The following is a 25,691-nucleotide window of genomic DNA, read 5'->3' as shown; positions in this document are numbered from 1 at the left end:
TTTCAAGACGCTGTTACGAGTTAATATGCAAAATGCATGCCAACAATATTCACTCTATTTTCATAACATACATTGTTTTCTGAATATGTTGATGTAAAATTATTTATAAACCTGTAAAACTTTTTATACACAAGGAGGTTAACCAAATGAATTTTGAAAAAGAATTTAAATTAGCTATGAAACAAGATTTTTTTACCATTACAGATAGAAAAGATGATGAGAAAGAGCTTAGAAGTTTACTTCAAACCAATAAACCAAAAAAGCTCCTTTTTAAAAACCAAGAAAATGTCTACTTAATTGAATTGATTCCCGATACAGACCACTTAAACTATTATCCATGCAAAGAGGTTTCAGCAGATATACATGTAAACGAAGCAATGATATTGTTAGAAAAACATCGATTCATTGTCTTAAAAGAGAAGAAAAACTACATAGGATATCTCAGTACATTCGATTTATTTAAGTTGCTTAGAAAAGAGTACAAACAATTAAATGCTTATTATCAAGCTATTTTAGAAACAATAGATGGGTCATGTACTGTTATTGATGCTAATCAGAATGTACTCGTATGGACAAAAGGGGCAGAGAAGCTGTTTTCTGTAAAACAAAAAGATATCATTGGAAAGCCAATTACAGACTTCTTCAGACCTGAACGGCTCGAGCTGCTAAACACCTTAAAAAACGGCGATTCCCTTCAGCACAAACAGCATAAAGCAAGAGAAGACCTTGTCGTGTTAATCAACTCCACTCCTGTTTATTTAGAAGACCAAATAATTGGCGCGGTTGTCTCTGAGATAGATATAACAAGCCAAATACGATTAAATAATGAATTAAACAATGCATCAGAAAAACTATTTGAACTTGAAAGAGAAACAAATCGATTCATACCCTCAGATCCATTTAAACTTATTCGCGGTAACAGTAAAACCCTTAAGAAAACAACTTCCATGGCTGAGAAGGCAGCAAGTACGTCTACAAACATATTAATTCATGGAGAAAGCGGAGTAGGAAAGGAACTTTTTGCCAAAGCAATTCATACAATTCGCGAAGGCAATAAAGCTCCTTTTATTGCCATCAACTGTGGCGCCATTCCTTCCTCTCTATTTGAAAGTGAAATGTTTGGCTATGAAAAAGGGGCTTTCTCTGGAGCGGACAATAAAGGAAAAAAAGGAAAGGTCGAACTAGCACAAGGGGGAACCTTATTTCTAGATGAAATTGGAGAAATGCCTTTAGAAATGCAAGTAAAACTCTTACGGCTACTCCAAGAAAAGAAATTCTATGCGGTTGGTGGAACGAAAGAGAAAACAGTTGATTTTAGAGTGATTGCTGCAACGAATCGTATCTTAAAGGATTTAGTTGAGGAAGGTAAATTTCGCGAAGACCTTTATTATCGATTAAATGTGGTAAGTCTTGAAATTCCACCGTTACGCAAGCGACCAGAAGACATCATTGAATTAACACATTACTTTTTATATGAGATATCCATTAAATATAACCGGCCAATTTATGGAATTTCCCAGGAAGTAATGCAGGCCCTGTTAAACCATGAATGGCAAGGTAATATCAGGGAGCTAAAAAATGTTATCGAGCGCTTAATTGTTTTCTCGGAAGATGGTCAGGTTAAATTAGAGCATTTACCTTTTGAAATTGATGGATTAGCAATTAAAACCAATTCGATGACCTCTATTTACAAAAATGATTCTCGTCCATTAGCTGACCGACTTCAAGAGGTTGAACGGAAAATACTTTTACATGAACTCGATAATGAAAGTGGTAACAAGAATGCCGTTGCTAGAAAGTTACAAATCACTAGAGCTACCCTATATAACCGTTTAAATAAACTTGGAATAAAAAATTGAAAGCCCGTCTCTTTTAAAAGTTGGCACGATTATTGCATGAATAACGTTGAGAAAAAGATGAGGTGATTCAATTGAGAGAAAGTGAAATGATAATTTGCAGATGTGAAGAAGTAACATATCAAGAATTATTAGATACAGCAATAACCTATAGCTGCTCGGCAAGAGAATTAAAGCTCAGAACACGCGCAGGAATGGGCTACTGTGGCGGGAGAACCTGCCGAAGCATCGTAGATCAAGTTGCAAAGCAAGTCGGAAGTGAGCAAAGCAAGAAAAATATATCATTAAAATATCAAGCACCAATTAGACCTGTTAATTTCGTGGATTTAGGAGGAGAAGGAAAATGACATTGCGCGTCACCGACCACCCAATACTCGGAAAGCTAGAAAAGAAAAAAGCAGTTACCTTTACCTTTAATGATAAACAATATACAGGCTATGAAGACGAATCTTTAGCTGCTGCACTGTTAGCAAATGAAATTCGCACCCTTCGCCATCACGAAGAAAGTGGTTCATCACGAGGAATCTATTGTAACATCGGTCATTGTTTTGAATGCAGAGTAAGTATAAACGGCAAGCAAGGAGTTCGTGCATGCCTTACCCCATTAAAAGGGAATATGATCGTGGAAAGCCATGGCAAACTGCCAACACCAGTAAGGGATTGGAGGTCTTCTGATGAATAATGTCATTATTATTGGGTCCGGTCCTGCTGGATTAACAGCAGCTATTACATGTGCTCAAAAGGGATTAGAAGTAAGTGTTATCGATGAGTACATGAAACCAGGCGGTCGTTTGCTAGGTCAACTTTATGAACAGCCAGATGGTTCTTGGTGGAATGGAATTAATGAATCTAAAAAGTTGTTCCAACAAGCAGTAAATCTTGGTGTTCAATTCTATTTAGAAACATCTGTCTTTAATATTGAAAAGAAAGATTGTTTATGGATGGTCTATACAGACAAAGAAACCTTTCAAACAACTAATCTATTACTAGCAACAGGAGCTGCTGAGGCTCCAGTACCAATCCCCGGCTGGACATTGCCTGGAGTTATGTCTATTGGAGCAGCTCAGGTAATGACGAATGTACATCGTGTAAAACCCGGGAACCACGGGCTTATTATAGGTATTAATGTTCTATCGTCCGCTATCGCCATGGAATTAAAACTCGCAGGGGTAGATATTGCTTGTCTTGCCTTACCGAAAAACAATCAAATTACGCATGAATCTGCACATCCCAAGAAGGTATTAGATTCATTACTTCACGTTGCTCATATGGCCCCTTCCACTTTTGTAAAATTAGGAAGCAAATTAATGAAAAATAATTTCATGAAAGAATTAGGCGTTACATTTTATCCTAGAAAAGGTGTGAAGATGTGGGACATTCCCATTCAACTAAAAAAGGCTGTTATTGAAATTTACGGAGAGCAGGAAGTAGAAGGAGTAACCATCGCTTCGATTAGCAGTAAAGGCGAGGTTATAGAAGGAAGTGAAGAAAACATTGCTGTTGACTTTGTCTGTATTGCTGGCGGTCTTTATCCTTTAGCAGAACTAGCAGCACTAACTGGATGTCCTTTTCATTATATTGAGGAACTCGGCGGATATGTACCATTACATAATGAACAAATGATGACACCAGTAGAAGGTTTATTTGTCGCAGGAAATATTACAGGTATAGAAGGAGCAAAAGTTGCCGCTGCCCAAGGAAAAATTGCTGGGTTATCAATCGCTAAACGCAGTGGGAAACATCAGTTAGACGAAGATTTAAAAGATGCTGTCCAACAAGGAGCAGATACGAGAAAGAATGCTTATATTCAATTTCATCCAGAGGTGGATAGTGGGAGAAGGAGGATTCAGGAGGAGTGGGAGGAATACTTGGTAAATAATACTGTACAGTTTTTTTAATTTTTATACACTTACAGAATAATAACCATCAGCAAGCATTGTGTAAAAATTCTTTAAAACGTATACACAATTTTGTAAAAATATTTATAAAAAGAATGCTACTAATGGAATCCCTTTATATAAAAACCTATAGACTTTACAACAAAATTATAGTTGGCACAGTTGTTGCATGTACAATCTATGAAAGCGTTTAATTTATATGAAAATATTAATAACATGGGAGGCATAATTAAATGACCAGATATCGATTAGCCGCAGATATCGGCGGAACCTTCACAGACGTAGTGTTATTTGATAATAATACTGGAGTCTATAGAACAGAAAAGGTACCAACAACACAACAGAATTTATCAGAAGGTGTATTAAACGGAATTACAAGAATGGTAGATGATTTTAAAGAAGTTGACTTTTTCGTCCATGGGACGACTGCTGGCTTAAATGCATTTTTAGAGAGAAAAGGTGCAAAAATGGCTTTACTTGTAACAAAAGGATTTAGGGATTTATACGAAATAGGACGTGCCAATCGATCCGAAATTTATAATATTCAATATCGCCAACCTACTCCTTTAATCAAGCGTCGTCATATTTTCGAAGTGGATGAACGAGTTTTGGTGGACGGAGATATAGAGAACCCTTTAAACATCGACAATTTAAATGAGGTTATAAATGAAATCTCAAATAATGGCTATGACTCCGTATCAGTTTGTCTTTTGCACTCTTATAAGAATCCAGATCATGAAAAGCAAGTGAAAAAAATTATTCAGGAAAAATTGCCAAGTATCTCCGTATCACTATCGCATGAAATGGTTCGTGAATGGCGGGAATATGAGCGAACTAGCACAACAATAATTAATGGTTATATTGCCCCTATCGTTGAAAAGTACTTAGCAAAATTTGAAGAAGAAATTGACCATAGAGGGTTAAATAAAGATCTTTACATTATGCAGTCTAATGGTGGGGTTATGACATCAGAAATCGCCAAGGTAAAACCTATTCAAACCTTACTATCAGGTCCTGTTGGTGGTACCATGGGAAGTCTAAAATTAGGACAAAGCATCAAAAAAGAAAATCTAATTTGTATAGATATGGGAGGAACCAGCTTTGATGTAAGTATGGTTATCAACGGAGAACCCGACATCACCTCCGAGTCAAATGTCGAAAAATTCCCTATTTTATCCGCAATGGTTAATATGCATACGATTGGCGCTGGCGGCGGATCCATTGCCTGGATTGAAGGAGGCGGATTACGTGTAGGACCACAAAGTGCTGGTGCCACTCCCGGGCCTGCTTGTTATGGAAATGGTGGAACGGATGCAACTGTAACAGACGCTAATTTAATTTTAGGCCGAATCGATGCTGAAGGTTTTTTAGGTGGCAAGATGAAACTAGATTGGCAAGCAGCATACAATGCTATTGAAAGACTAGCAAACCGACTAGGTTTAAGTGTTATCGAAACTGCAGAAGGAATCTGTGAAATTGCTAATTCTAAAATGGCTGATGCAATACGAACTTTAACTATTTCTAAGGGAATCGACCCACGTGATTTTTCCCTTGTAGCTTTTGGTGGAGCCGGCCCGATGCACTCCATGCTAATTGCTGAAAATCTGGGTATTAAACGAATTATTATTCCAACTCTCGCTGGTACCTTTTCAGCCTGGGGAATGTTACAAACTGATATTCGTCATGATGATGTTCGAACCTTTGTTTCTCTTTTAGAAAATACGGATCAAACAAAAATGCATGAAATCTATCAAACTATGGAACAAGAGGCAGAGGAAATTTTAAAACAGCAGAAAATAAAAAGAGAAGATATTGAGTTTAATAAATTAGCTGACTTACGTTATGTTGGCCAAGAGTATACTGTCACTGTTCCTTTACAATCAAGTTTAAATACTCATTCTTTAATAGAATTAAAAGACCAATTTCATAATACGCACTTAAGAATATATGGTCACAATAACCCAGAGGGCGATGTGGAAGTTGTAAACCTAAGAATTGTCAGCTTTGGAATTTTAAAGACACAAGAAAAAGTATTTTCTGAAACCAAATCAGTAGAAATTCCAGAACCAATCAGAAGAAAAAATATCGTTTGGAATAATATAGAGATTGAAACACCAGTCTTCGCCACAAAAGATTTAGCCTATGGTCAAACTATTAATGGTCCAACCATTATTGAATCAAATACTTCTACCATTGTTGTACCAGAAAATTATCATGTTCATGTAGAAACTATGGGAAATCTTGAAGTTATCAGGAGGAATAAAAATGATTAATACAAAGTCAGCTACTTTTTTAGAAAATCCAATCACGACCGAAATCATACGAAATGCGTTAATTTCAGCGGCAGAGGAAATGAATGAAAGTCTTGCACGTAGCTCCTTCTCCCCTATCATTTATGAAATGAAGGATTGTAGTGTCGGAATCTATAATGAAAATGCTGAACTGCTTGGCCAATCATCTGGACTTCCGATGTTTCTAGGCAATCTAGATGTCTGTATTATAGAAACAACGAGATTCATTGGCGGGAACAAACAGTACAAACCTGGTGACATATATATTATGAATGATTCATATTTGGCTGGCTCACATCTAAATGATATTACGGTTATCTCTCCAATCTTTTTTGAAAAAGAACTAGTTGGTTTCTCTGCAACACGAGCACACTGGTTGGATATAGGTGCCAAAGATCCTGGTTATCCAATGGATGCAACCGAAATTTATCAAGAAGGTGTAAGAATCCCCCCGACTAAAATATACGATGGTGGAGAACCTAGAAAAGATATTATCAATCTAATCACTATTAATAGCCGAATGACAAAAGATGCATTGGGCGACTTAAACGCACAAATAGCTGCTTGCAGAACTGGAGAAAAACGATTAAATGATATCATCAATAAACATGGTCTTAAAACTTTCCGTAGATCTATCAAAGACATTTTTATGCAATCAGAGCTTTTAGATAAAGAACAAATTTCTAGTATTCCTGACGGTATTTATGAGGAAGTAGGGTATCTTGATAATGATGGGGTTACTGATGAGCCAGTACTTGTTAAAGTAACAGTAACAATTAAAGGGGAGCACTTAAAAATTGATTTAACTGGATCTAGCGAACAACGCCAAGGGATGACCAACTGTGGCCATGCCCAGACTGTGTCTGCATGCAGAGTAGCTTTCAAACATTTAATTGGACCTAATTCACCAGTTACTGGTGGAAACTTTAAAACAATGGACATTGTTGTTCCAAAAAGAACGATTTTTAGTGCCGAAGAACCTGCTGCTTGTGGTTGGTATTTCACATCTCTCGGTTTATTAATCGACCTAATAATTAAGGCATTATCTCCAGTTTTAAAAGAACAAAGTGCAGCAGCACACTATGGGGACTCTATGGTTATTACCGTTGCTGGTCAAGACGACAAAACTAAATCTTCTTTCTTATACGTTGAACCAACTGCTGGCGGTTGGGGAGCATTTTCCGAAAATGACGGCCAGTCAGGTTTAATCAACAATTCTAATGGAGATTTTAAAAATCTACCTATTGAAGTGTTAGAAGGAAAATATCCACTTAAAGTTAATTCTTATGGACTCCGAAAAAACTCCGGTGGTGCTGGTAAAACTCGTGGAGGTCTTGGTGTTACTAGAGAATACGAAATTAGATCAGAATCTGCCAATCTATCTTTGTGGTTTGAACGTTCTCTAGATCCCGCTTGGGGTTTATTCGAAGGAAATGCAGGATATCCACCAAAAGTAACTATTGAAAGTAGTCAAGGACAAGAACAGATTTTGAAAGTTAACTCAAAACCAGTTCAAAGAGGAGATTTTGTGAGAGTTGAAACTGGTGGTGGTGGTGGATTTGGTCATCCGTTTACACGATTACCAGAATTAGTATTAGAAGACTACTTAGATGGATATATTGATATCGATACAGCTTTGGCGGAGTATGGTGTCGTAATAGATGCCAATTTACAAGAAGTAAATCAACAAAAAACGAAAGAATATAGAAATAAATAACTAATTGAATACAATACTGGTTCAAGAGGGGGTTTCTATCGCCTTCTTGGACCATAATAGCGCATTAATTATCAGATACTTCTAATTATTGAAAAACAAGGAGGTAGCTTATGGAAAGCAAAAAGAAAGACAATGCTCTATCTGCTGTACCTTTATCGAAAAGGCAGCATTGGATCGTTCCAGCCACTATATTTGGAGGTCTTGAGTTTGCCGTGCCAGTCATTATGGTGGGATCTACATTAGCAGGTAGTTTTAGTCTGTTGGAAATTATTGGTATATTATTAATTGGTTTAGTAATTATACAGTGGATAGGAAATGGATTACAAGGTTATCTTGGTGCAAAGACAGGGCGTCCCGCATCTGTTATTGCAAGAACTAGTTTCGGTTCATTACAGGCTCGGTTTTTAGTAGGCCTTGCTTTAGTTATATTAAACGTTGGATGGTTTGGCCTGAATACAGCTGTAGCTGGAAATGCCCTATCCGTTACATTAGGAATTGATTACACTGAAAGCTGGATGCTATGGGCGCTAATCACTTTAATATCTGGTTTGGTTTTTTCTCTTCCAGCTGTTCTAGGATATGACTCAATGAAATGGACAGATTATATCGCTGTTCCTGCCGGTATATTATTAATTTCTGGTGGAGTTTACTTAGCGTTAAGAGGGACAGGGTGGGATTCGATATTTTCTTGGAATCCAGAACAGTCGATCACTTTTTATGGAGCGATTAGTTTAGTACTTGGCGCAAATGTTGCTCAATGGTTGATTGCTTCTGACTATACAAGATACTCTAAACCAAAAATAAAAGATCAGGCTTTAATTCCTCTAGGCATTGTAATTATCGGTTTGCTCTTCTTCTTAACTGGCGCCATCATGTCGGTAGGCGTTGGTAACCCAGATATAGTTGTTGTCATGCAGGATCTAGGTTTTCCTATTTGGGGTTTTCTTATTTTATATGTTGCTCTTTGGACAAGTCAAATCGTAGCAAGTTACTCTATCGGTTTAGCTGCAGCAAATATGTTTAATATTAACTCAAATAAAGGTAGAGCAATATTAACCATAATTGGCTCTTTATTAGGTGTCTTATTAGCATTAGGTGGTATATTAACATATTTCCAGGAATTTTTAATACTTTTAGGTGTAACTTATCCTTCTATAGCTGCTATTATGTTTGCTGATTTCTTCTTTATTCGCAAACAACAATGGATTGATAATAAAGGTTGGAACTGGATGGCTACTATCGCTATGTTATTGGGTTCATTTATTGGCTACTTAACAGAATATATTATTCCAATCGGCATCCCTGCTCTTCAGTCATTAATATTTTCTGGAGTTGTATATATTATTCTAATGAGAGTAAAATCGAAGGTGCAACCAGACCAATTCACAAACACAAACATTGATTCTGACGATAAATATGCAGAAGGAAATATTTCAATATAATTGATAGCAATAGAGAAGGTTTATCCGTTTGGTGAGACTTTCTCTTATATTTCAACCACGCACACATGATGTAATCACTTAGTACATGAAATATTCATGCCAAGTTACTAATGTTATCATTTTATTTCCTATTGTTTAAATCTTAATCTAAAATAAAAACATACTACAAGGAGGTATTTGTATGAAAAAGGAATACATAAAACGTCTTGAATCCATTCAAGTATATTTACAAAACGAAAAGATTGATATCGCTATGATCACTGATCCTGCCAATGTTTTTTATTACACTGGTTTTCTCTCCAATCCACATGAACGTTTCATGGCACTAGTCATCGACAACAAAAATGAAAAAACCACGTTGTTTGTGCCTGCATTAGATGTAGAAATCGCTCGAAATGATTCTGCCGTCCAAACCATTGTACCCATCTCAGATGAAGAAAACCCATTTACCAAGCTCCAAACTAATGTGAGTGCGAACATTTTAACTTTCGGTTTAGAAAAGAAAGCTGTCAATATCTTTCGGTATCAACACTTACAAGAAACTTTCCCAACGGCTTCCTATATCGACATTCAACCTTACATCAGTTCTGAGCGAATGAAGAAGTCTCCAATTGAAATAGAACAAATGAGAAAACCTATCCAAATTATAGAAAGGGTTTTAGCAGAAGGTATCAAAAAAGTTCAAACCGGAATGAGTGAAATGGATTTAACTGCTGAATTAGAATACTTAATGAGAAAATTTGGTGCCGATGGTCCTTCTTTTTCCACTATTGTTCTATCAGGGGAAAAATCAGCTCTACCGCATGGAACACCAGGAAGTCGTACCATTGAAAATGGTGACTTTCTATTGATAGATTTTGGTGTTATTAAAGATGGTTATTGCTCAGATATAACACGAACATTTTTAATAGGAGAAGCTTCTAAAAAACAGAAAGAAATCTATAACATTGTCTTACAATCTACCAATGCGGGGTTAGATGCTGTAAAAGCAGGGGTACCACTTAAAACATTTGATATTGCTGCGAGAAATGTTATTAAAGAAAAAGGATATGGAGAATATTTTAATAATCGTGTAGGTCACGGTCTTGGTATCGAAGTGCACGAGGAGCCTTCAATTCACGAAAGTAATGCAGACATAGCAGAACCAGGTCTTTTATTTACGATCGAGCCAGGAATCTATATTCCAAATTATGGAGGAGTACGAATTGAAGATAATGTTTATATCAATGAAGAAGGTAAAGCAGATGTATTGACTTCGTTTCCTAAGGAATTGCAGATTTTATAATTTAGGGAAATAGAGATAGGTTGGTAAAGAACAGATAATTCCAATGCGAGAAGAGAGTATAAACTTATCCTCTTTCACCACAACTAGGACTATTCCAATCAAGAATGGTCCTCCTAAAATGCCTCCAACTTATTTTCAGTAGACTTGCCCATTATGTTTAAAATTCCAATAATCTTAAGAGTATGACCATACGATTCCTTTTTAATTAGGATGGATGAATCTAAGTTTGACCAATACGCTGAGTTAGTATTAGATTCTACAACTAACATTTCTAAAAAAATGGAGTTTGTGTGATGGATTTAATGTGACTAGAACAAAATTCAAATAACTAAACATAACGTGGTATTTTTCATCAATGTTCAAGTTCAATGAAAAATACCACACTTTACCTCAATAGCACCATTTAAAAACGAGTAAGCACTTGAAAAAAGCCTAGAAGGTGAACGCCTCCATATACTAAGTAGTAAAAATTCCTCTTACCCAGCATTAACCTTTTTCGAATCACTTGTTTTAATCCGTTCAATCCCAAACCCTGTATATCCCGATATAATCGCGACAATAAAGCCTAAGTAACAAACTATTGCCCAAGGCGCATAACTAATCGTTGAAACACCAAGAACCCCTGCCATATATACACCCGCAGAGGACCATGGCACAAGTGGAACAATTACAGTTCCTGAATCCTCTAATGTTCTTGATAAGTTTTTTGCGTGTAGGTTTTTCTTTTGATATGTTTCTTTAAATAATTCTCCTGGAACAATAATTGATAAATATGAATTTCCAGTAACAAGTGCCATTGTTATGCAGGAGGCAACAGTCGATAGGATAAGATCACCAGTCTTTTTCACAATCTTTAACAATGCATCCATAATTACTTCCAATGCTCCTGCTTTGGTAATAATTCCTGCAAATGCAAATGCACTAAAGGCAATCATAATTACACTTGTCATGGACTGCATTCCACCCTGATTAACTAACCTGGTCACTTCAAATATTACCGTTTCTGCATTAAAATCAGGCTTGTTTATCATGGAAACATCAAACCCTGTAACAGTAGCAGCAAATATATCAGTTATTGCAAAATCTTGATAGAATTTTGCGATAATAGCAGCTACAAAAGATGAAAAAATAATTGTAGGCAATGTTGGCTTTTGGGTTATCGATCCATAAAGCACAATGGCTGGGGGCAGTAATAGTATAATATTCCAATGAAACATATCGGCTAATGTCTGAAGCATGATATTCATTACCTCTGGTGTTGCAACAGCATTAGCCGATAAATTGAACCCTGCAATTGTGTAAACGATCATTGCAACAATAGCTGCAGGAACGGTCGTATAAAGCATATGCTTTATATGTTCATAAAGCTCACTCCCTGCTGCAATGGGTGCGAGGTTTGTTGTATCGGATAATGGAGATAATTTATCCCCAAAATACGCACCTGAAACAATCGCACCAGCTGTCGCAGGCAATGAAGCGCCAAGCCCAGTAGCAATCCCCATCAAAGCGACGCCAACTGTACCTGCAGATCCCCAGGAAGTTCCTGTTACAATTGAAATGATTGCAGAGACAATAAACGCGATAAGTACAATAAACTGTGGATTAATTAATTCCAAACCATAATAAATCATCATCGGTATCGTTCCTGAAATCATCCAACTTCCAATTAAAATTCCTATTGATATCAAAACTAATATGGCCGGCATTGCCATATCGAGCTTTTCGCGAATACCAAGCATCATTTCATTCCAATTCACACCTACCCTAAGTGCAATAACCCCAGCGAAGATAGATGCAAGTATTAATAATGGCTCCGGACTTAATCCGTAAACACCGTAACCAATTGCTAATAGCAATAGCATGACTATAATCGGTAAAAATGCTTCTAATAACGTTGGTTTTCTTTGCATCGTATTTCCCCCTAATATCTTTATTCAAATGTTCCTTTGACAAGAATCTCCCTATCCCTAAGCATGTGTTGCCCTTTTGCAAAAACATGTTTAATTTCTAGTGAATTTTGATCCAGCATAAGGATATCAGCATCAAACCCTTCCTTCAGAGCACCCTTTTCATCTAAACGAAGTGCTCTTGCAGGATTACTAGTGACAAGAGGTAATACTTCAGTTAAAGGCAAACCATAATCTTTAACAGTGGATATAACTTGCTCAAACAAGGTTTGCTGCGTTGCAACACCAAATCCGATTAATTCCCCTCTCGTATTAAATTTAGGTAGACTGCCATTTCCATCAGAGGAAATGCTCAGCTGATGCATGTCACCTTGACTTTGTTTATAATACTGAATCCATTTACCTGTGTCTTCATCTGCAGTTATGTCTACAAATGCCCCCTTTTTCGCCAACTGGATCGCATCATCAACAAGTTCCTTGCTTCGTGTAATGTGTGTTGCATAAATATTTGCAGGTGGGATTTCGTAATCTTCTAAAAGCGCATGTAAAAATGCCAAACGGTCTTTTCCAATACCAACATGAAAATGAGTTACTCCTGCTTTCTTACTTAGCAAACCACCTATTCTGGCTTCTGCAACTAATTTTGCAACCTCATGTAAAGAGGCTTGAGCTGATCTGGAATCGGATATTGCAATTTCTCCCGCTCCGATCACTTTATCAATTAACATAATATCGTCTTTTACCGATGAAGTTATCGTTGGAGTAGGGATATGATAGTTACCTGAATAAATATAAGCCGTAATTCCCTCTTCTTCCAATCCCCTAGCCTTTGCTAACAAAGATGTCATATGTCGTGTTGTTCCATCTGTCCCTAGACAGCCAACAACAGTAGTAACACCTGAAGCAATAATAGTACTCAGTTGGATTTCCGGAGTCCTTGTAGCAAAGCCTCCTTCTCCCCCTCCACCAATTAAATGTACGTGTGGATCGATCATACCTGGAGTAGCAATTAAACCAGAAGCATCTATCACATTAACGTCAAAAAGCGCTCGCAATTTTTCTTCATTTATACTTCCTATTTTCACTATTTTTTCATCAATCATTAGAATAGATTGCTTCCCCATATAATTTGGTGCATAAATTTCACCATTTTTAATCAGTGTAAACATCTTTTCGCTCCTTAATTAAATTTTCTGTTTAAATTATTAGAATAATAGGATTATAAATCATTATCCAAATTAATACAACCCATTACAACCCATTTATAAAAAAAGGATTCTATGATTATATCGATTTACCATGTAAAATAGGGGTATATGATAGGAACTATGGAGCGTGACACTAATGAAAAAAAGATTAATTATTATCGGAATCCAAGAAGATAACTTACTATTTTTAAAAAATCAATTGGAGTATATATTCGGAACTTCCCTCCAGATCGAAGGGCTAACTTTAAAAGAGTTAAACTCCGACACTCTCTTATCGAGTGATCTTGTTTTATTATCTGCGATGGAAATACAAGAATTAGTAAAGCCATTTCTGCCCGAGGCTGCCATTTCCATTGTGGCACAAAGAACAGAGAATATTGGAAATCTAAAAGAACTCATTTTTTCGAAACAAAGAAAAAATATATTGGTTGTAAACGATAATTACAATAACACGATACAAACGTTGGAATCCCTGAAACTTTTTTTGCCAAACCATACCTTTTATCCTTATATTTCAGAAAAGCCAATGCCTGATAAAATAGACTTTGTTATCACTCCTGGAGAAACGAACCTTATCCCAAAAGGATTTCCACGGATGATTGATATTGGACCACGCATTATTTCCTTAGAAACACTAATACAAATAAAACAATACTGTCAGTTGGATATGAAGGTTTCATTATTAACTCAGCTTTATATCAAGGCAATGATTTATGCAACCGATAAAAAAACAGAAAGCTTACCCATCTCCATTCATGATCAAAATCAGCATCGTACATTAGATAGTTTGAAGACAAGTTCCCCTTCCTTGCAGTCTACAATCAGGATAGCAAGCAAACTAGCGAAAACACCTGATGCAATCCATATTGAGGGTGGGACTGGAACAGGAAAACAAATGCTTGCAGAAATGATTCATAATGATTCTACTGGGGCAGCATTGCCTTTCTACGTCTATAATTGTTTAGACAAAGAGCCACAACTTATAGAAAAGGAATTATTTGGCTCAAAAGACGAAAAAATAGAAGGTATTATCAATGCCATAAGTGGTGGGACGTTATATATCAAGCATATCGACCAACTGCCATATGCCCTACAAGGTAAGTTATTTAACTTGATTGAATCGAATGATTTAAATCCGATGAAGAATCGAATACGGATAATCACCTCCTCTTTAGAAAGCTTGGCAACGTTATTTCAAAAAGGGATCATTCGTACGTATCTTTATTCCTATATGTCTTCTTATGTACTTCAGATGCCATCACTCAAAGAACGAAAGAATGATTTGTCACAATTAATTGAAGCCTTTAAGGGTCACTTCAACAGAATAGATTTGGTATTCTCTACAGATGCAATGGAGGCCTTTTATCATTACGATTGGCCTGGGAATGTGAGGGAATTATATAACGTTATTTCATACTGTGTATGTTTAAATACGACATCGATTGGACGTGAATCATTACCGCTATTTTTCAAAGGGAACCAAAAATTCGATGCAACCGAAAACACTGAACAGGATTTAGGTATCAACGAAATAATAAGAACGATTGAAAAACATGGATTTCTTTCGGAAAGCATAAGCCTTCTGCAAATCTATCAGAAAGGAAAAAAGCAAAATGAATCTTATGGTAGAAGGAGAATAAAGCAGTTGCTTTCAGATGAGCAATACAGTCTTACTGATCAGCAGTTAAGATTACGAATAGAAGTGCTGAATAAAACAGGACTATTGAACGTTCGAAAAGGGAGAGCTGGAACAACTATTTCAGCAAAAGGAGAGCAGTTTTTAGATGTGTATCAGAACGAATTGCGAGTACAGTGAATACCTGGAAGATCTTCATAGTATTCCGTTTTCAATAGATTGTTATAGTCTAAAAACGTTGGATCTAGACCACGTATTTGAAATTATAATAAAGAAAAACGACCAAATAGTTGTATACGCTTATAGGGCTGATTTGCTTTATTATATATACCAAACTTCCATACTAAATAAAAATAGTGGGGTAATTCAACTTATTGAATTACCTCTGCCCTTCCTTTCGGGCTTGCACTTGATTGTACCTAGATTGCTTGCATGTTAAATTTTCGCATTTGTTTGAGCTTCGATACCATCTCACCAACAGCAACAATATTTTTGAACAATAATTAGCTTTCAACCATTCCTGTAGATTCCAACTCCACAAAAAAGAAAGGGCATTACACCCTCTCTTTTAACAAAAACCTCAGCCATATGTTACACTCTCGCATTCATATACTCCAATATATGTGGACTTAACACGAATATCCTTATTTCCCATCGGTTGCAGTTTGGTCTTAGATCGTTATCCAGCACAGAATAGTCTTCTTTTATTAATTACACCTTTAGTCGATTTTAACCGTACTACTTATAATGCTTTGATAATAATCTACCTGGATCAAGATGATTGATATTGCTTTTTGTTTTCCCTTCAATCAATAGTTCAGAAGAAATCCTGCCGATGATGGGTGCTAGTTTGAAACCATGACCAGAGAAACCACTTGCAATGATAGTATTATTCTTTCCTGGTAATTCTCCCAACAACGCATGATTATCCGGTGTATAGGCATCCATATAAGCACTCGCACGAACTGGGTCTGGATATAGCATTGGGAGCAAGGCTTTTACGGATTCTCGCAGTTTTTCAATTTCTTCCGGATATACGTCTCGGTATAATGAAGATGGATCTTCTATTGGCAAAGGATCTTTTGTATAGGAAGCTTTCACCATCGACCCATCTAGTGAAGGTGCTCCTGTAAGCCTGAAATCTCCGCGCATTCTAGCAAATATAGGTAGCTTATTTGCTTTTGTTTCAGCAAGATTTTTCGGTGTAAACCAGGTCAGCAATAATCTTTTCGGTATCAATTGCTTTTTTAAAGCTGGTAATAGTTTCCCTGTCCATGCACCAGTGGTAATCAATACTTTTCCTACCTTGTACGTTTTCCCTTCTGCAATAATGCGTACACCATCAGTTTCAGGAATAATTTCATCTACTGCGGTATATTTCATTAATTTCGCACCATGCTTCATAGCCAGTAAAGAAGCTGATACAACTGAAAGTTCCGGTCGAATAAAGCCTGCTTCCTTATCTAATATGACTAGGTCATCATCGTATATTTTAAATTGTGGATAGCGTATTGCTGCCTGGTCTCCCTCTAAAATTTCATGCTCCAGTTTAAAATCCTCGATGCTTTTTAAAACTGTTTTAATTTCCAGAGAGTTAGATTCTCCAATCATTAACCCCCCATTTAGCGTTAACAGTGAATTTCCGCTTTCTGTTTCCAGTTCCCTCCATAATTTTTTTGCTTCCTGTAGCATGGGAACATATTCAGGTCCTTCCATGTATGCTGTACGAAAAAGCCGGGATTCTCCTCCCGCAGCAGTTCGGTCATTTCCAATTCCAAACTGCTCAAAACCTATAACAGATACGCCCTTTTTTGCAAGTTGCCATGCAGCCATGCTTCCCATTGTTCCAACTCCAATGATGCCTATATCAGCGTCCATTTTTTTCTCCTCCTTCATATACTTACTATTGCTTAGGATTTCAATTACTAATTCGTTCATCATATAATTAATTATATTCCCGCAAATTTATAAATTCAGAAAATTCAAGTTGTACTTATAGACCAGAAACTTTCTTATCAAGCCCTCTTTTTTCTTTATAAATCATACTGAATAAAAGGAAACCTACTAAGGAACCAACAACCCCATATACAGCATATGGAATGGCTGTATTTAATAATTGAGCAATTGCCGCTCCAATAACACCAGTGAATATACCACCCATGGCTCCTTTTGCTGAAAGTAACTTCGTTCGTCGCAGGGCAATACCAAAAAATATGGGAACTAGCAAACCTGCAGCTGAATAAGCGTATGTCGCTTGCAGCCATCCCAAAGCTTGCGGATAATACAATGATAAAACAATTGCAAGTACAATAATTATTACGGATAGCATTCGCGAAGCTTTGACCAATGTTTGATCCTTTACTTCGGGATTGATATAGGATTTATAAATATCATTTGTTATATTAACTACTACAGACTGCATAGCACTGCTGACTGTTGACATGATAGTTGCGATGATAAAAGCTGAATAAATCGCCAGAAACCAGGTAGGAATTTGAGTTAGAAACCATCCTGCAGCCAACTCGGGATTATCCATACCAGGATTTTGCGAAAGAATAGCAATCCCCATAAAAGAAGCCCAAGTTCCACTAATAATTCCGGCAATTGCAGCTATGATAAAACCCTGTTTTGCCGTTTTGGCATCCTTAGCTGAATAGATTCTTTGATAAGACATTTGATTTGTAAGGGCACCAGGAAAAATGGCAAAAATCCAAAATACGATTGTTGTCAATCCAATCGCTCCCATCCCTTGAGGAAACGACACAAGGTTTTCAGGAACATTCGAAGCAATTCCCGACCAACCACCAGCATAATTTAACATGTATATTCCACTAACTATAGACAGTAGCAGCATAAAACAACCAAAAACAAAATCAGTCCATGCTACCGAAGCCATTCCTCCAGGTAAAACGAACAACAAACTGATAGCTGCAAATATAATAATCAATAAAGTAAAAGATAACCCCGTTATTTCAGTGAATAAGTTTCCGAATGCCACCAACTGTGTACATAACCAGCCGAATGGTACCACAATAGCAAGTAATGTAACAGAACTCATCATAATTTTGTGCTCTCCATATAACTTCTTGAAAATGTCAGGTAAGGTGGAAAAATTATGTTTCTTTAGCCACCCCGCTAGTAATACAAGAAGAACAATACCTATAGAATATAGCAAGTTATACGTTATTGCTGACCAGCCAGCACTGTAACCTATACCGACATGTGCAACAAGAACTCCTCCCCCCATGCCAGTAGCAAACTGTGTGCCCGCAACAACATACATTGGAAGGGATCTCCCTCCTACATTCCAATCTTCTATTCCCTTATTCTTCTTTCCTACCCAAAACGAAATAGCCACACCTACCCCTAAAACTACAATAGAGCTAATTACTATCGCTACAGCAGCATTCATTATTTTCCTCCCTTAATATATTTGGCTTTTTTTGATATTGTTTTAACATTCCATTTTAGACTCCTTCAAATCTTGCAAGGCTGTATCTAGTAAGGTCAATAGAAGTTTCACCATCTGTCAGCAATTCTGTCATTAATGTACCGACTAATGGTGATAATGTTATTCCACTGTGCATAACAGCCACATAGGCACCGTCCATATTGGGGATCTCACCGATAATTGGAAATCCGTCCTTGGGCATTACTCTGATCCCAGAAAAAGTCCGAACAACATTTGCCTTGGCCAGTGCTGGAACGAAATCAGTCGCCATTTTTGCTGTTTGCTGAATAACATCCAATGTCGATCTTCTATCATAGCCCACCTCCTCTTTCGAATAGCCAATTAATACTTCACCATTGTCTGCCTGACGAATACCGCCAATAGTATATTTAAGAAACGGCTGAAGCGGTTCTGTAACAAGAATTTGCCCTCGTACCTGCTTCACCGGCATCTCTGCACCTAACATGCTTCCTAAATCCTTTGACCAAGGACCGCCTGCCAATATAACTTTCTTCGCTCGAAAGACTCCTTTGTATGTTTCCAACCGAAAGATGTCACCAGATTTCTCTATATCGATTACTTGATTATAAAAAGAACACTGGACCCCATTCCTCTTTGCAGCTTTCACATATAACTCAACGAGGCGAAATGGATTCACATTCCCATCTAGTTTACTGAAGGTAGCACCAGCTACATTAGAAGAGAGAGAAGGCTCTTTTTCCAGTACTTCGTCTCTTGTTAGAACTTCAATATCTATTCCGACCTCCGCCTGTTGTTCAACAAGTCTCCAAGCTTTTTCCCGTTCAGCTTCATTGAAAAAAGGGGCTATTCCACCAGTTCTTTTATACTCCACATCACCGATTTTCTTTTCTAGAAAAGGGTACAGTTCTGCGCTGAACATACTTAATTCCCCATACCAAGAAGGTACTTTGCTATGTACCCAAACCCATGCTTGCGTAGAACCGGAAGTGCCAGATAAAGGGAAATCCTTATCGATAAGCAGAATTTCATGATTTTTACTTTCTGAAAGATGGTAGGCAATACTGCTCCCGATAACCCCACTGCCAATCACAATAACATCAAATACATTATTCATTTTTCGTTTCACCATCTTCCACTGATTCTCCAAAAACAGATGCAACATTACCGCCTTCACTACCATTTGTAAGCGCACTCATTCTTACAAGTTTTAATGGCATTCTCATCCTTGATATCCGAATATCTGTCAAAGGCTTGCCAGTATATTCAGCAATAATTTCTCTTACAGGATTAAGGCAAATCTTTGACTGGCAAGGACCCATCCCACATCTAGTCAGCCGCTTTATATCATCAAATGTTTCAGCACCATTCTTCATAGCTGTCTCAATCTCATCAACATTTATTTCTTCACAACGGCAGACGATTGTTGATTTATCCATACATCTTCCCTCCTCTTATCTTCATGAAATAATCCGGGAGATTCAATTCATGTTTCTGATGATAATCGGCTATCATTTCAGTCCTTGCTTTAAGTACTTTTTCACTTTCCAAATTAGCTAATTCTCTCCAGCATCTGCTTTTTTGTTCATCTCCCTCTGCTGAGCTGATGAATCCCATCGCCTCTAAAGCACTCAAAGCAGCAATTTCTCCCGTTAATAGAATTGGTCCAAGTTCCGTAATTCCTGCCGCATTTCCAGCAATATAGCAGGAAGGTTTGGTTGTCTGTAAATGAATATTGTACGCAGCTAGCCATCCTCCAAGTTCTTTTTGATAAACAAAATGACAGTTCATAATTTCAAAAGGTTCCAGTATCGGACTGAATCCATTAGCAATACAAACAAGATCCGCATTAACTTCTTTTGACCCATCTGGTGTTTGAATTACGACGTGTTCCACCTCTCCGGCACCCGTAACTATTTCAATCGTGCTGTTTGTATAGACAGGAACGTTTTCCACAGTCTTCACTAACTCTCCATCAGAGCAGATGATTTGATTCTTTTCCTCCACAATCGCTTCTACTGTTATTCCACAAGAATTGAGCTGGCTTGCAACTTCCAATGAAAAATCATTAGAACCAACCATAACAGCACGCTTACCAGGCAATACTTTTTCCCTGTTTATTAGTATTTGAGCTGCTCCAGCAGTCATGACTCCAGGAAGTGTCCATCCTGGAAAAACTTTTGCTTCCTCTTGGGCTCCAGGCGCTATTATATTTTTTCGGGATTGGATTTCAAAAGTCTTATCCCCATCAGAAACACCAATGTTGCCATTAAGATAGGAACCAATCATGGTATGTTTCTTTAACACCTGTACATTAGATGCTCCTACTTGATTAATAAGTTGTTCATTCACCCATGTACCGCGCTTCTTTCCATATCCATACTGTCCCGGAAGGTTAGAAAACCATTGAGTCTGTTGTCTCAATTGTCCACCGAGAGAAAATGTTTCATCGGCTACTACTACCCTTGCCCCCGCTCTATCAGCAGTAAGAGCTGCATGCAGTCCTGCCGGTCCACCCCCTATAATCAGTAAATCAGTTTCCATATTTCTCACCTCTTATTTCTGGATCATTATTATTGGAAAAAACCTGCATATTGTTTTCCACAAGAGTAGTACAGCTTATCACATGATCGAGACTATTTATCGTTACAAAGCAGCTTGTACACCTTCCATTAGAACAATAAAGACCTCGAGGCTGAGAGAGTTTCCGACTCACTCCCAATTTCCGAATACCATTTGCCATAAGAGCAGCTGCCACCGTTTGTCCTTTTTTTGCTTCTAAACGATGATTATTAAAATAGAAAAAAACTTTTTCATTGGATTTCTCTTTCAAAACTGGATGTTCACTAATATGCATGAGAAAGCCTCCTTCAGGTTATATATTTTTTATTTTTCGATAAATTTTGACTAAAAAAATTAAATTTTAATATACAAATCTAGTTAGTTATACAATAATCTATTCATAACAGGTATTTTGTATGTGATAAAATTATAATGTTATAACATTATAATTTTGCAAGTTATATTAATGAGCAAGCATTAATTATAAATTAATCTCAAGAAAATATTTTGCATCTTTAAATACCGCCTTAAAACGGGAATATTCTACAATATAGTCATCTTCTGCTTTCGTATACCTATCCAATACTAATAATTGTTCACCAATGGGGATATTGAGTAACGCTGCTTCAGATTTATCTGCAGTTTTTGTGGAGATAAACACTTTTGCAGTATCCAGCTTAAGCCCATACTTTTTTGAAAATAAGTTATATAGTAGTTTATTTTCAATTTCCTCCTCTGTTAAACCTGGTGTTAAAGCTGCAGGTATCCAGGAATTTTCAATTATAACGGGTTTCTCTTCTTCTAGTTTAATCCTAGAAATATAATAGATTTCTTCATTCTTGTCTATCTGCAGATTCTTTATCAATTCAGTATTTCCTACTATTTTTTTAAAGCTTAATGTTTTATGGGGATAGGGCTTCTCATCTTCAAACTTATTATGTATGGAAACAAGTCTAGACAAGTCAGTTTTATCGTGTTTATTTACAAATGTACCTTTTCCGCTTTTCCTGTATAACTTCCCATTGTTAACTAGGTCAAGTACAGCGCGTTTTACTGTAATATTACTCACCTTAAAAAGTGATGAAAGCTGTTTTTCTGTTGGAATTTTATACCCCGGCTCCCACTCTCCAGAAATTATTTTGTTTTCTAGGTATTGTCTTATTTGCCTGTGTAATGGTATTGCTGAATTCTCTTCTAATGACATGTATTTCAACTCACTTTTGTTATAATATTATAATTTTTAAGAATTTATTTCTGTATATTATAGCTACATTATCATTCATAGTCAACATCATCTTTAGAATTTTCTAATTATATTTTGTGCTTCTTTTTTAAATTGCACATATTTCTTAAAAAAAACTTTGTGCTTCAAAGTAAATATTACCTGCCAACCAGTCACTACTTGCGGGTACTATTCGATTTGTATTAATTGTTGTGTCTATAATTACATCCCTCATACCTATTTAGCATAATACTTTAAAAAGACATTCTGCTTTATTCTTTATGACTGGCATCACAGTTGAAATTACTGTGGTATCGACAAAAATATATGCTTTGTAAACTTTAAAAAAAATAACTATAATTCTCCCCTGCTGCTTCTAACGCACGAACCAGCAGGGAACGTCGTTTTATTACACATGAGTAAACAATCTATTTGATTTATGTATTCGATCTCTTATTTTTACATGAGGGATCGAATGGATAAGAACGGAGGGATAACTCGTTGAGTTGTAGCAGAGGGCAATGCCTCTTATAAAAATGAATATCCTTACAGGCAACAGACCCTCAAAGGTAACGCTGCCTGTTAAAGGTACCTTCAAAGCCCCATCCCAACCCACTGCCAATACGAAAAATAGAATAACATCATAAGAAGTATATAGAGCGGCATTAATATAGCACTCATCTTTAATAGATTGCTAGCATCATAGGATATGTCGCCTTCCTCATAAAAAAACAGCAATGCTTTTGAACTAACCGGAAATGTAACACAATAGTTCATCCCGACTAAACTTAAGAAAACAACTGCAACAGGATCAACTCCTATTGTTTCACTAAACATTAATAAACTTGGAATAAAAATAATCGCTCGTGTCGTATGAGAAGTAATATACAAATGACTCGTTACGGTCACAACCAAGATAATGAAAACAATGAGCCAATCTGGTGCTCCTACAAACAAATGCAGCACATGCAGCATTTCGTTTTCAATCCAGTGGACTACACCTGTATCGACTAACACTTTTCCTAGCGCAGTTGCAGCAGCAACAAATAAAATCAAATTCCAGGATACCGCCGCTAGTCCTTCTTTCCAACGAATGATTCCGTATTTTGGTATCATGACCAGGATGGCACCTATCATCGTAATAAATGCTATATCAAAGCCATGGATCGTTTCTGTCATCCAGCCTGCAATTAAAAATGAAATCAAAATCAGTGTCTTCTTTTCACCCCCACACAACTGATTTCTTTGCATTGTTTTTTCTTCTGGTTTTACATCCATCTCCGTCGTTTCACCTTTTGGCCACAAGCACCATTTAATAATAAAAAATGAAACAAGCGTAACAACGAGGGCAAATGGCACTCCCCATAGAAACCATTTTAAATAGGAAATGGTTTGACCAGATGTACTTTCCAGTAAAGAGACTCCGATTAAATGAGAGCCTGCACCTATTAATGTTGCTGACGTGCTCATTAATATAAGTACAGGTGTGATAATAGCCAATACGCGTTGTTCTTTCGTTGAAAGCTTTTCACCTAGCTGATTCACAATCGGTCTGGATAATGCAGCCCGACCTGAGGTAGATGGAATGAAAAATGCAGATGCAAAGAAAACCGAGCCTATTCCAAAAAGCACACTGCTTTTTTTCGTTGACCTTCTGCATACAGAACGGGTTAATCGTTCTGCTAATCCAGATCGTTTCACTGCTTCACCGATAATAAAAGAACCAATCATTAACCATACTACCTTCTCAGATAGTGATTCGTATAACAATTCCGTACCTGCCGCATTCATCATGATGACAAACATAATAAGTGTAATCGCTACGAATCCTGCGGGTATTTTAGTTGTGATCCATAGCGTCATTGCTGATAAAAACGCGAATAAAGCTATCTTTCCATTGAAGTCCAAACGACCTATGGATAGGGTCAGTACTATTAGTAGGACATGTATGCTGATAATTACGAACGACTTTGTTGATAATTGGCTTACCCATGTTACCCATGATTTGATCCAATTCTGCTTTTCTAATCGTTTCTCCATTCGCGACATCACTTTTGATTCATGCCTTCCCTTAGCAATTTTCTTTCACCAATACCTAAGCCAATAGCAACTTGTCGCAGTACGCATTCTGTACTTTCCTCAATCCACTTTGGCGCCTTTTTCATCGCCTTTTCTAAAGTTGTTGGTTTCTGAATAATACTACTGTAAGCATCTATACCCGCACGATAGTTTAAATTTGCTCCTTTACCGATTGTTCCAGTAATCGCAATCACAGGGATGTTATTCTTTTTCGCAATTCGTGCAACCTCCGCTGGAATTTTTCCATTTGGTGTTTGAAAATCTAAACTTCCTTCTGCAGTGAATACGATGTCTGCAGTAAAAATTTTTTCCTCAATATTAATATAGTCCATAATAATATTGAAACGTGGGTGTAATGTTGCACCGGTAAATGCAATTAAACCAGCACCTAATCCCCCAGAAGCACCACTCCCTGGCAATGAACCTACCTCTACCCCAACGGATTCCTGAATTAACGCTTCATAATGCTCTAAAGCAGCTGATAACTTTTCTACTTCTAACGGGGTGGCCCCTTTTTGCGGTCCGAAAACTCTGGCCACTCCATTCTCGCCACATAGAATATTTTGCCAATTACATGCAACATCGATAGCAACGGTTTGTAAGCGCTTATCTAATTTCGCTAGATTAAGAGAATCCACCTCCAATAAATCCTTCCCACCGTTTATAGGAATTGATCGATGTTGCTTATCCAAAAACTGAACTCCTAAAGCTTGCGCCATTCCAGCACCACCATCAGACGTTCCAGAATCACCACAGCCGATTAAGATTCGATCAACACCTAAATCAAGAGCAGCTAATATTAACTCACCTACACCATAAGTAGTTGTTCTTAATGGATTTCGTTGATCACGAGGAACGAGCTTCAGCCCAGCAACTGCTGCCATTTCAATCACCGCAGTTCGTTTTCCATTCTCAACAAAAACGCCAAAATGGCTTAATATCTTCTGCCCAACAGGACCTGTAGCTTCTTCATATATTAATTCTCCATTTTTTAAATGAGTAATCGTCTTTGCAAATCCTTCTCCACCATCAATCATCGGAATAACTTCCAAATCAATAAACGGATCAAAGCGTCTTACCCCGCGTTCCATTGCTGAAGCCACTTCCTCAGAGCCCAAACACTCTTTAAACCCAGACGGTACAATAACGATTTTCATG

At 37.1% G+C, this 25,691-nt stretch carries 20 protein-coding genes; 9 read left to right on the top strand and 11 right to left on the bottom strand.

All coding sequences use genetic code 11. The features are described 5' to 3' along the window. Positions 1 to 146 precede the first annotated feature (146 nt). The 8 genes from NYE61_RS18360 to NYE61_RS18325 all read left to right on the top strand — a co-directional run bounded on the left by NYE61_RS18360 (position 147) and on the right by NYE61_RS18325 (position 10,489). Positions 147 to 1,859: a sigma 54-interacting transcriptional regulator gene (locus tag NYE61_RS18360; protein WP_303448748.1), complete on the top strand. Its 1,713-nt coding sequence runs from the start codon at positions 147 to 149 to the stop codon at positions 1,857 to 1,859. Positions 1,860 to 1,930: 71 nt separating this feature from the next. After that, the gene (locus NYE61_RS18355; RefSeq protein ID WP_118890221.1) at positions 1,931 to 2,203 is read left to right on the top strand and encodes a (2Fe-2S)-binding protein; all 273 of its coding nucleotides are present in this window, start codon (positions 1,931 to 1,933) and stop codon (positions 2,201 to 2,203) included. Next, positions 2,200 to 2,538: a (2Fe-2S)-binding protein gene (locus NYE61_RS18350; protein WP_118890222.1), complete on the top strand. Its 339-nt coding sequence runs from the start codon at positions 2,200 to 2,202 to the stop codon at positions 2,536 to 2,538. Before NYE61_RS18355 ends, NYE61_RS18350 begins: the two co-directional genes overlap by 4 nt. Beyond that, entirely contained in the window at positions 2,531 to 3,754 is a 1,224-nt protein-coding gene (locus NYE61_RS18345; protein ID WP_303448752.1) for an NAD(P)/FAD-dependent oxidoreductase, read from the top strand. The genes NYE61_RS18350 and NYE61_RS18345 overlap by 8 nt, the downstream gene beginning before the upstream one ends. A 233-nt stretch (positions 3,755 to 3,987) precedes the next feature. Next, complete coding sequence (locus NYE61_RS18340; protein ID WP_303448754.1) at positions 3,988 to 6,027, top strand: hydantoinase/oxoprolinase family protein; 2,040 nt, start codon at positions 3,988 to 3,990, stop codon at positions 6,025 to 6,027. Then, entirely contained in the window at positions 6,020 to 7,762 is a 1,743-nt protein-coding gene (locus NYE61_RS18335; protein ID WP_303448756.1) for a hydantoinase B/oxoprolinase family protein, read from the top strand. The genes NYE61_RS18340 and NYE61_RS18335 overlap by 8 nt, the downstream gene beginning before the upstream one ends. Before the next feature lie 110 nt (positions 7,763 to 7,872). After that, a complete protein-coding gene (locus tag NYE61_RS18330; RefSeq protein ID WP_251661209.1) occupies positions 7,873 to 9,204 on the top strand; it encodes a cytosine permease in 1,332 nt (443 codons plus the stop codon). Between the two features lie 181 nt (positions 9,205 to 9,385). Next, positions 9,386 to 10,489, top strand: a complete 1,104-nt coding sequence (locus NYE61_RS18325) for a Xaa-Pro peptidase family protein (protein WP_303448758.1) — start codon at positions 9,386 to 9,388, stop codon at positions 10,487 to 10,489. Between the two features lie 476 nt (positions 10,490 to 10,965). Here the strand turns inward: NYE61_RS18325 and nhaC are convergent, their stop codons facing one another. Together nhaC and iadA are read right to left on the bottom strand one after the other, a co-directional pair. Beyond that, positions 10,966 to 12,399, bottom strand: coding sequence for a Na+/H+ antiporter NhaC (nhaC, locus tag NYE61_RS18320; RefSeq protein WP_303448760.1), 1,434 nt, complete (start codon positions 12,397 to 12,399; stop codon positions 10,966 to 10,968). Between the two features lie 20 nt (positions 12,400 to 12,419). Beyond that, complete coding sequence (gene iadA, locus NYE61_RS18315; RefSeq protein ID WP_339316273.1) at positions 12,420 to 13,565, bottom strand: beta-aspartyl-peptidase; 1,146 nt, start codon at positions 13,563 to 13,565, stop codon at positions 12,420 to 12,422. A gap of 175 nt (positions 13,566 to 13,740) precedes the next feature. Here iadA and NYE61_RS18310 point away from each other — a divergent pair, with 175 nt between their 5' ends. Then, positions 13,741 to 15,420, top strand: coding sequence for a sigma 54-interacting transcriptional regulator (locus NYE61_RS18310; protein WP_339316271.1), 1,680 nt, complete (start codon positions 13,741 to 13,743; stop codon positions 15,418 to 15,420). Positions 15,421 to 15,978: 558 nt separating this feature from the next. On the opposite strand, the gene solA is transcribed toward NYE61_RS18310, so the two are convergent. The 9 genes from solA to NYE61_RS18265 all read right to left on the bottom strand — a co-directional run bounded on the left by solA (position 15,979) and on the right by NYE61_RS18265 (position 25,690). Then, positions 15,979 to 17,118: an N-methyl-L-tryptophan oxidase gene (solA, locus tag NYE61_RS18305; RefSeq protein ID WP_339316269.1), complete on the bottom strand. Its 1,140-nt coding sequence runs from the start codon at positions 17,116 to 17,118 to the stop codon at positions 15,979 to 15,981. Between the two features lie 115 nt (positions 17,119 to 17,233). Beyond that, positions 17,234 to 18,652, bottom strand: a complete 1,419-nt coding sequence (locus tag NYE61_RS18300) for a sodium:solute symporter family protein (RefSeq protein WP_251661201.1) — start codon at positions 18,650 to 18,652, stop codon at positions 17,234 to 17,236. A gap of 55 nt (positions 18,653 to 18,707) precedes the next feature. Next, positions 18,708 to 19,787, bottom strand: coding sequence for an FAD-binding oxidoreductase (locus tag NYE61_RS18295; RefSeq protein WP_303448768.1), 1,080 nt, complete (start codon positions 19,785 to 19,787; stop codon positions 18,708 to 18,710). Further along, on the bottom strand, positions 19,780 to 20,109 hold the full coding sequence (locus NYE61_RS18290; protein ID WP_303448770.1) for a (2Fe-2S)-binding protein: 330 nt from the start codon (positions 20,107 to 20,109) through the stop codon (positions 19,780 to 19,782). The genes NYE61_RS18295 and NYE61_RS18290 overlap by 8 nt, the downstream gene beginning before the upstream one ends. Beyond that, the gene (locus NYE61_RS18285; RefSeq protein WP_339316265.1) at positions 20,102 to 21,214 is read right to left on the bottom strand and encodes an FAD-dependent oxidoreductase; all 1,113 of its coding nucleotides are present in this window, start codon (positions 21,212 to 21,214) and stop codon (positions 20,102 to 20,104) included. Before NYE61_RS18285 ends, NYE61_RS18290 begins: the two co-directional genes overlap by 8 nt. Then, complete coding sequence (locus tag NYE61_RS18280) at positions 21,204 to 21,527, bottom strand: (2Fe-2S)-binding protein (protein WP_339316263.1); 324 nt, start codon at positions 21,525 to 21,527, stop codon at positions 21,204 to 21,206. The genes NYE61_RS18285 and NYE61_RS18280 overlap by 11 nt, the downstream gene beginning before the upstream one ends. Positions 21,528 to 21,713: 186 nt before the next feature. Then, positions 21,714 to 22,436, bottom strand: coding sequence for a GntR family transcriptional regulator (locus NYE61_RS18275; RefSeq protein ID WP_339316261.1), 723 nt, complete (start codon positions 22,434 to 22,436; stop codon positions 21,714 to 21,716). Positions 22,437 to 23,048: 612 nt separating this feature from the next. Further along, complete coding sequence (locus tag NYE61_RS18270) at positions 23,049 to 24,494, bottom strand: SLC13 family permease (RefSeq protein ID WP_303448775.1); 1,446 nt, start codon at positions 24,492 to 24,494, stop codon at positions 23,049 to 23,051. A gap of 8 nt (positions 24,495 to 24,502) precedes the next feature. After that, on the bottom strand, positions 24,503 to 25,690 hold the full coding sequence (locus NYE61_RS18265; RefSeq protein WP_303448777.1) for a glycerate kinase: 1,188 nt from the start codon (positions 25,688 to 25,690) through the stop codon (positions 24,503 to 24,505). Position 25,691 lies beyond the last annotated feature (1 nt).

The sequence above is a fragment of the Oceanobacillus sp. FSL W7-1304 genome, assembly GCF_037969805.1.
Classification (GTDB): Bacteria; Bacillota; Bacilli; order Bacillales; family Amphibacillaceae; genus Oceanobacillus; species Oceanobacillus profundus.
This window is presented reverse-complemented; position numbering and strand designations above follow the sequence as displayed.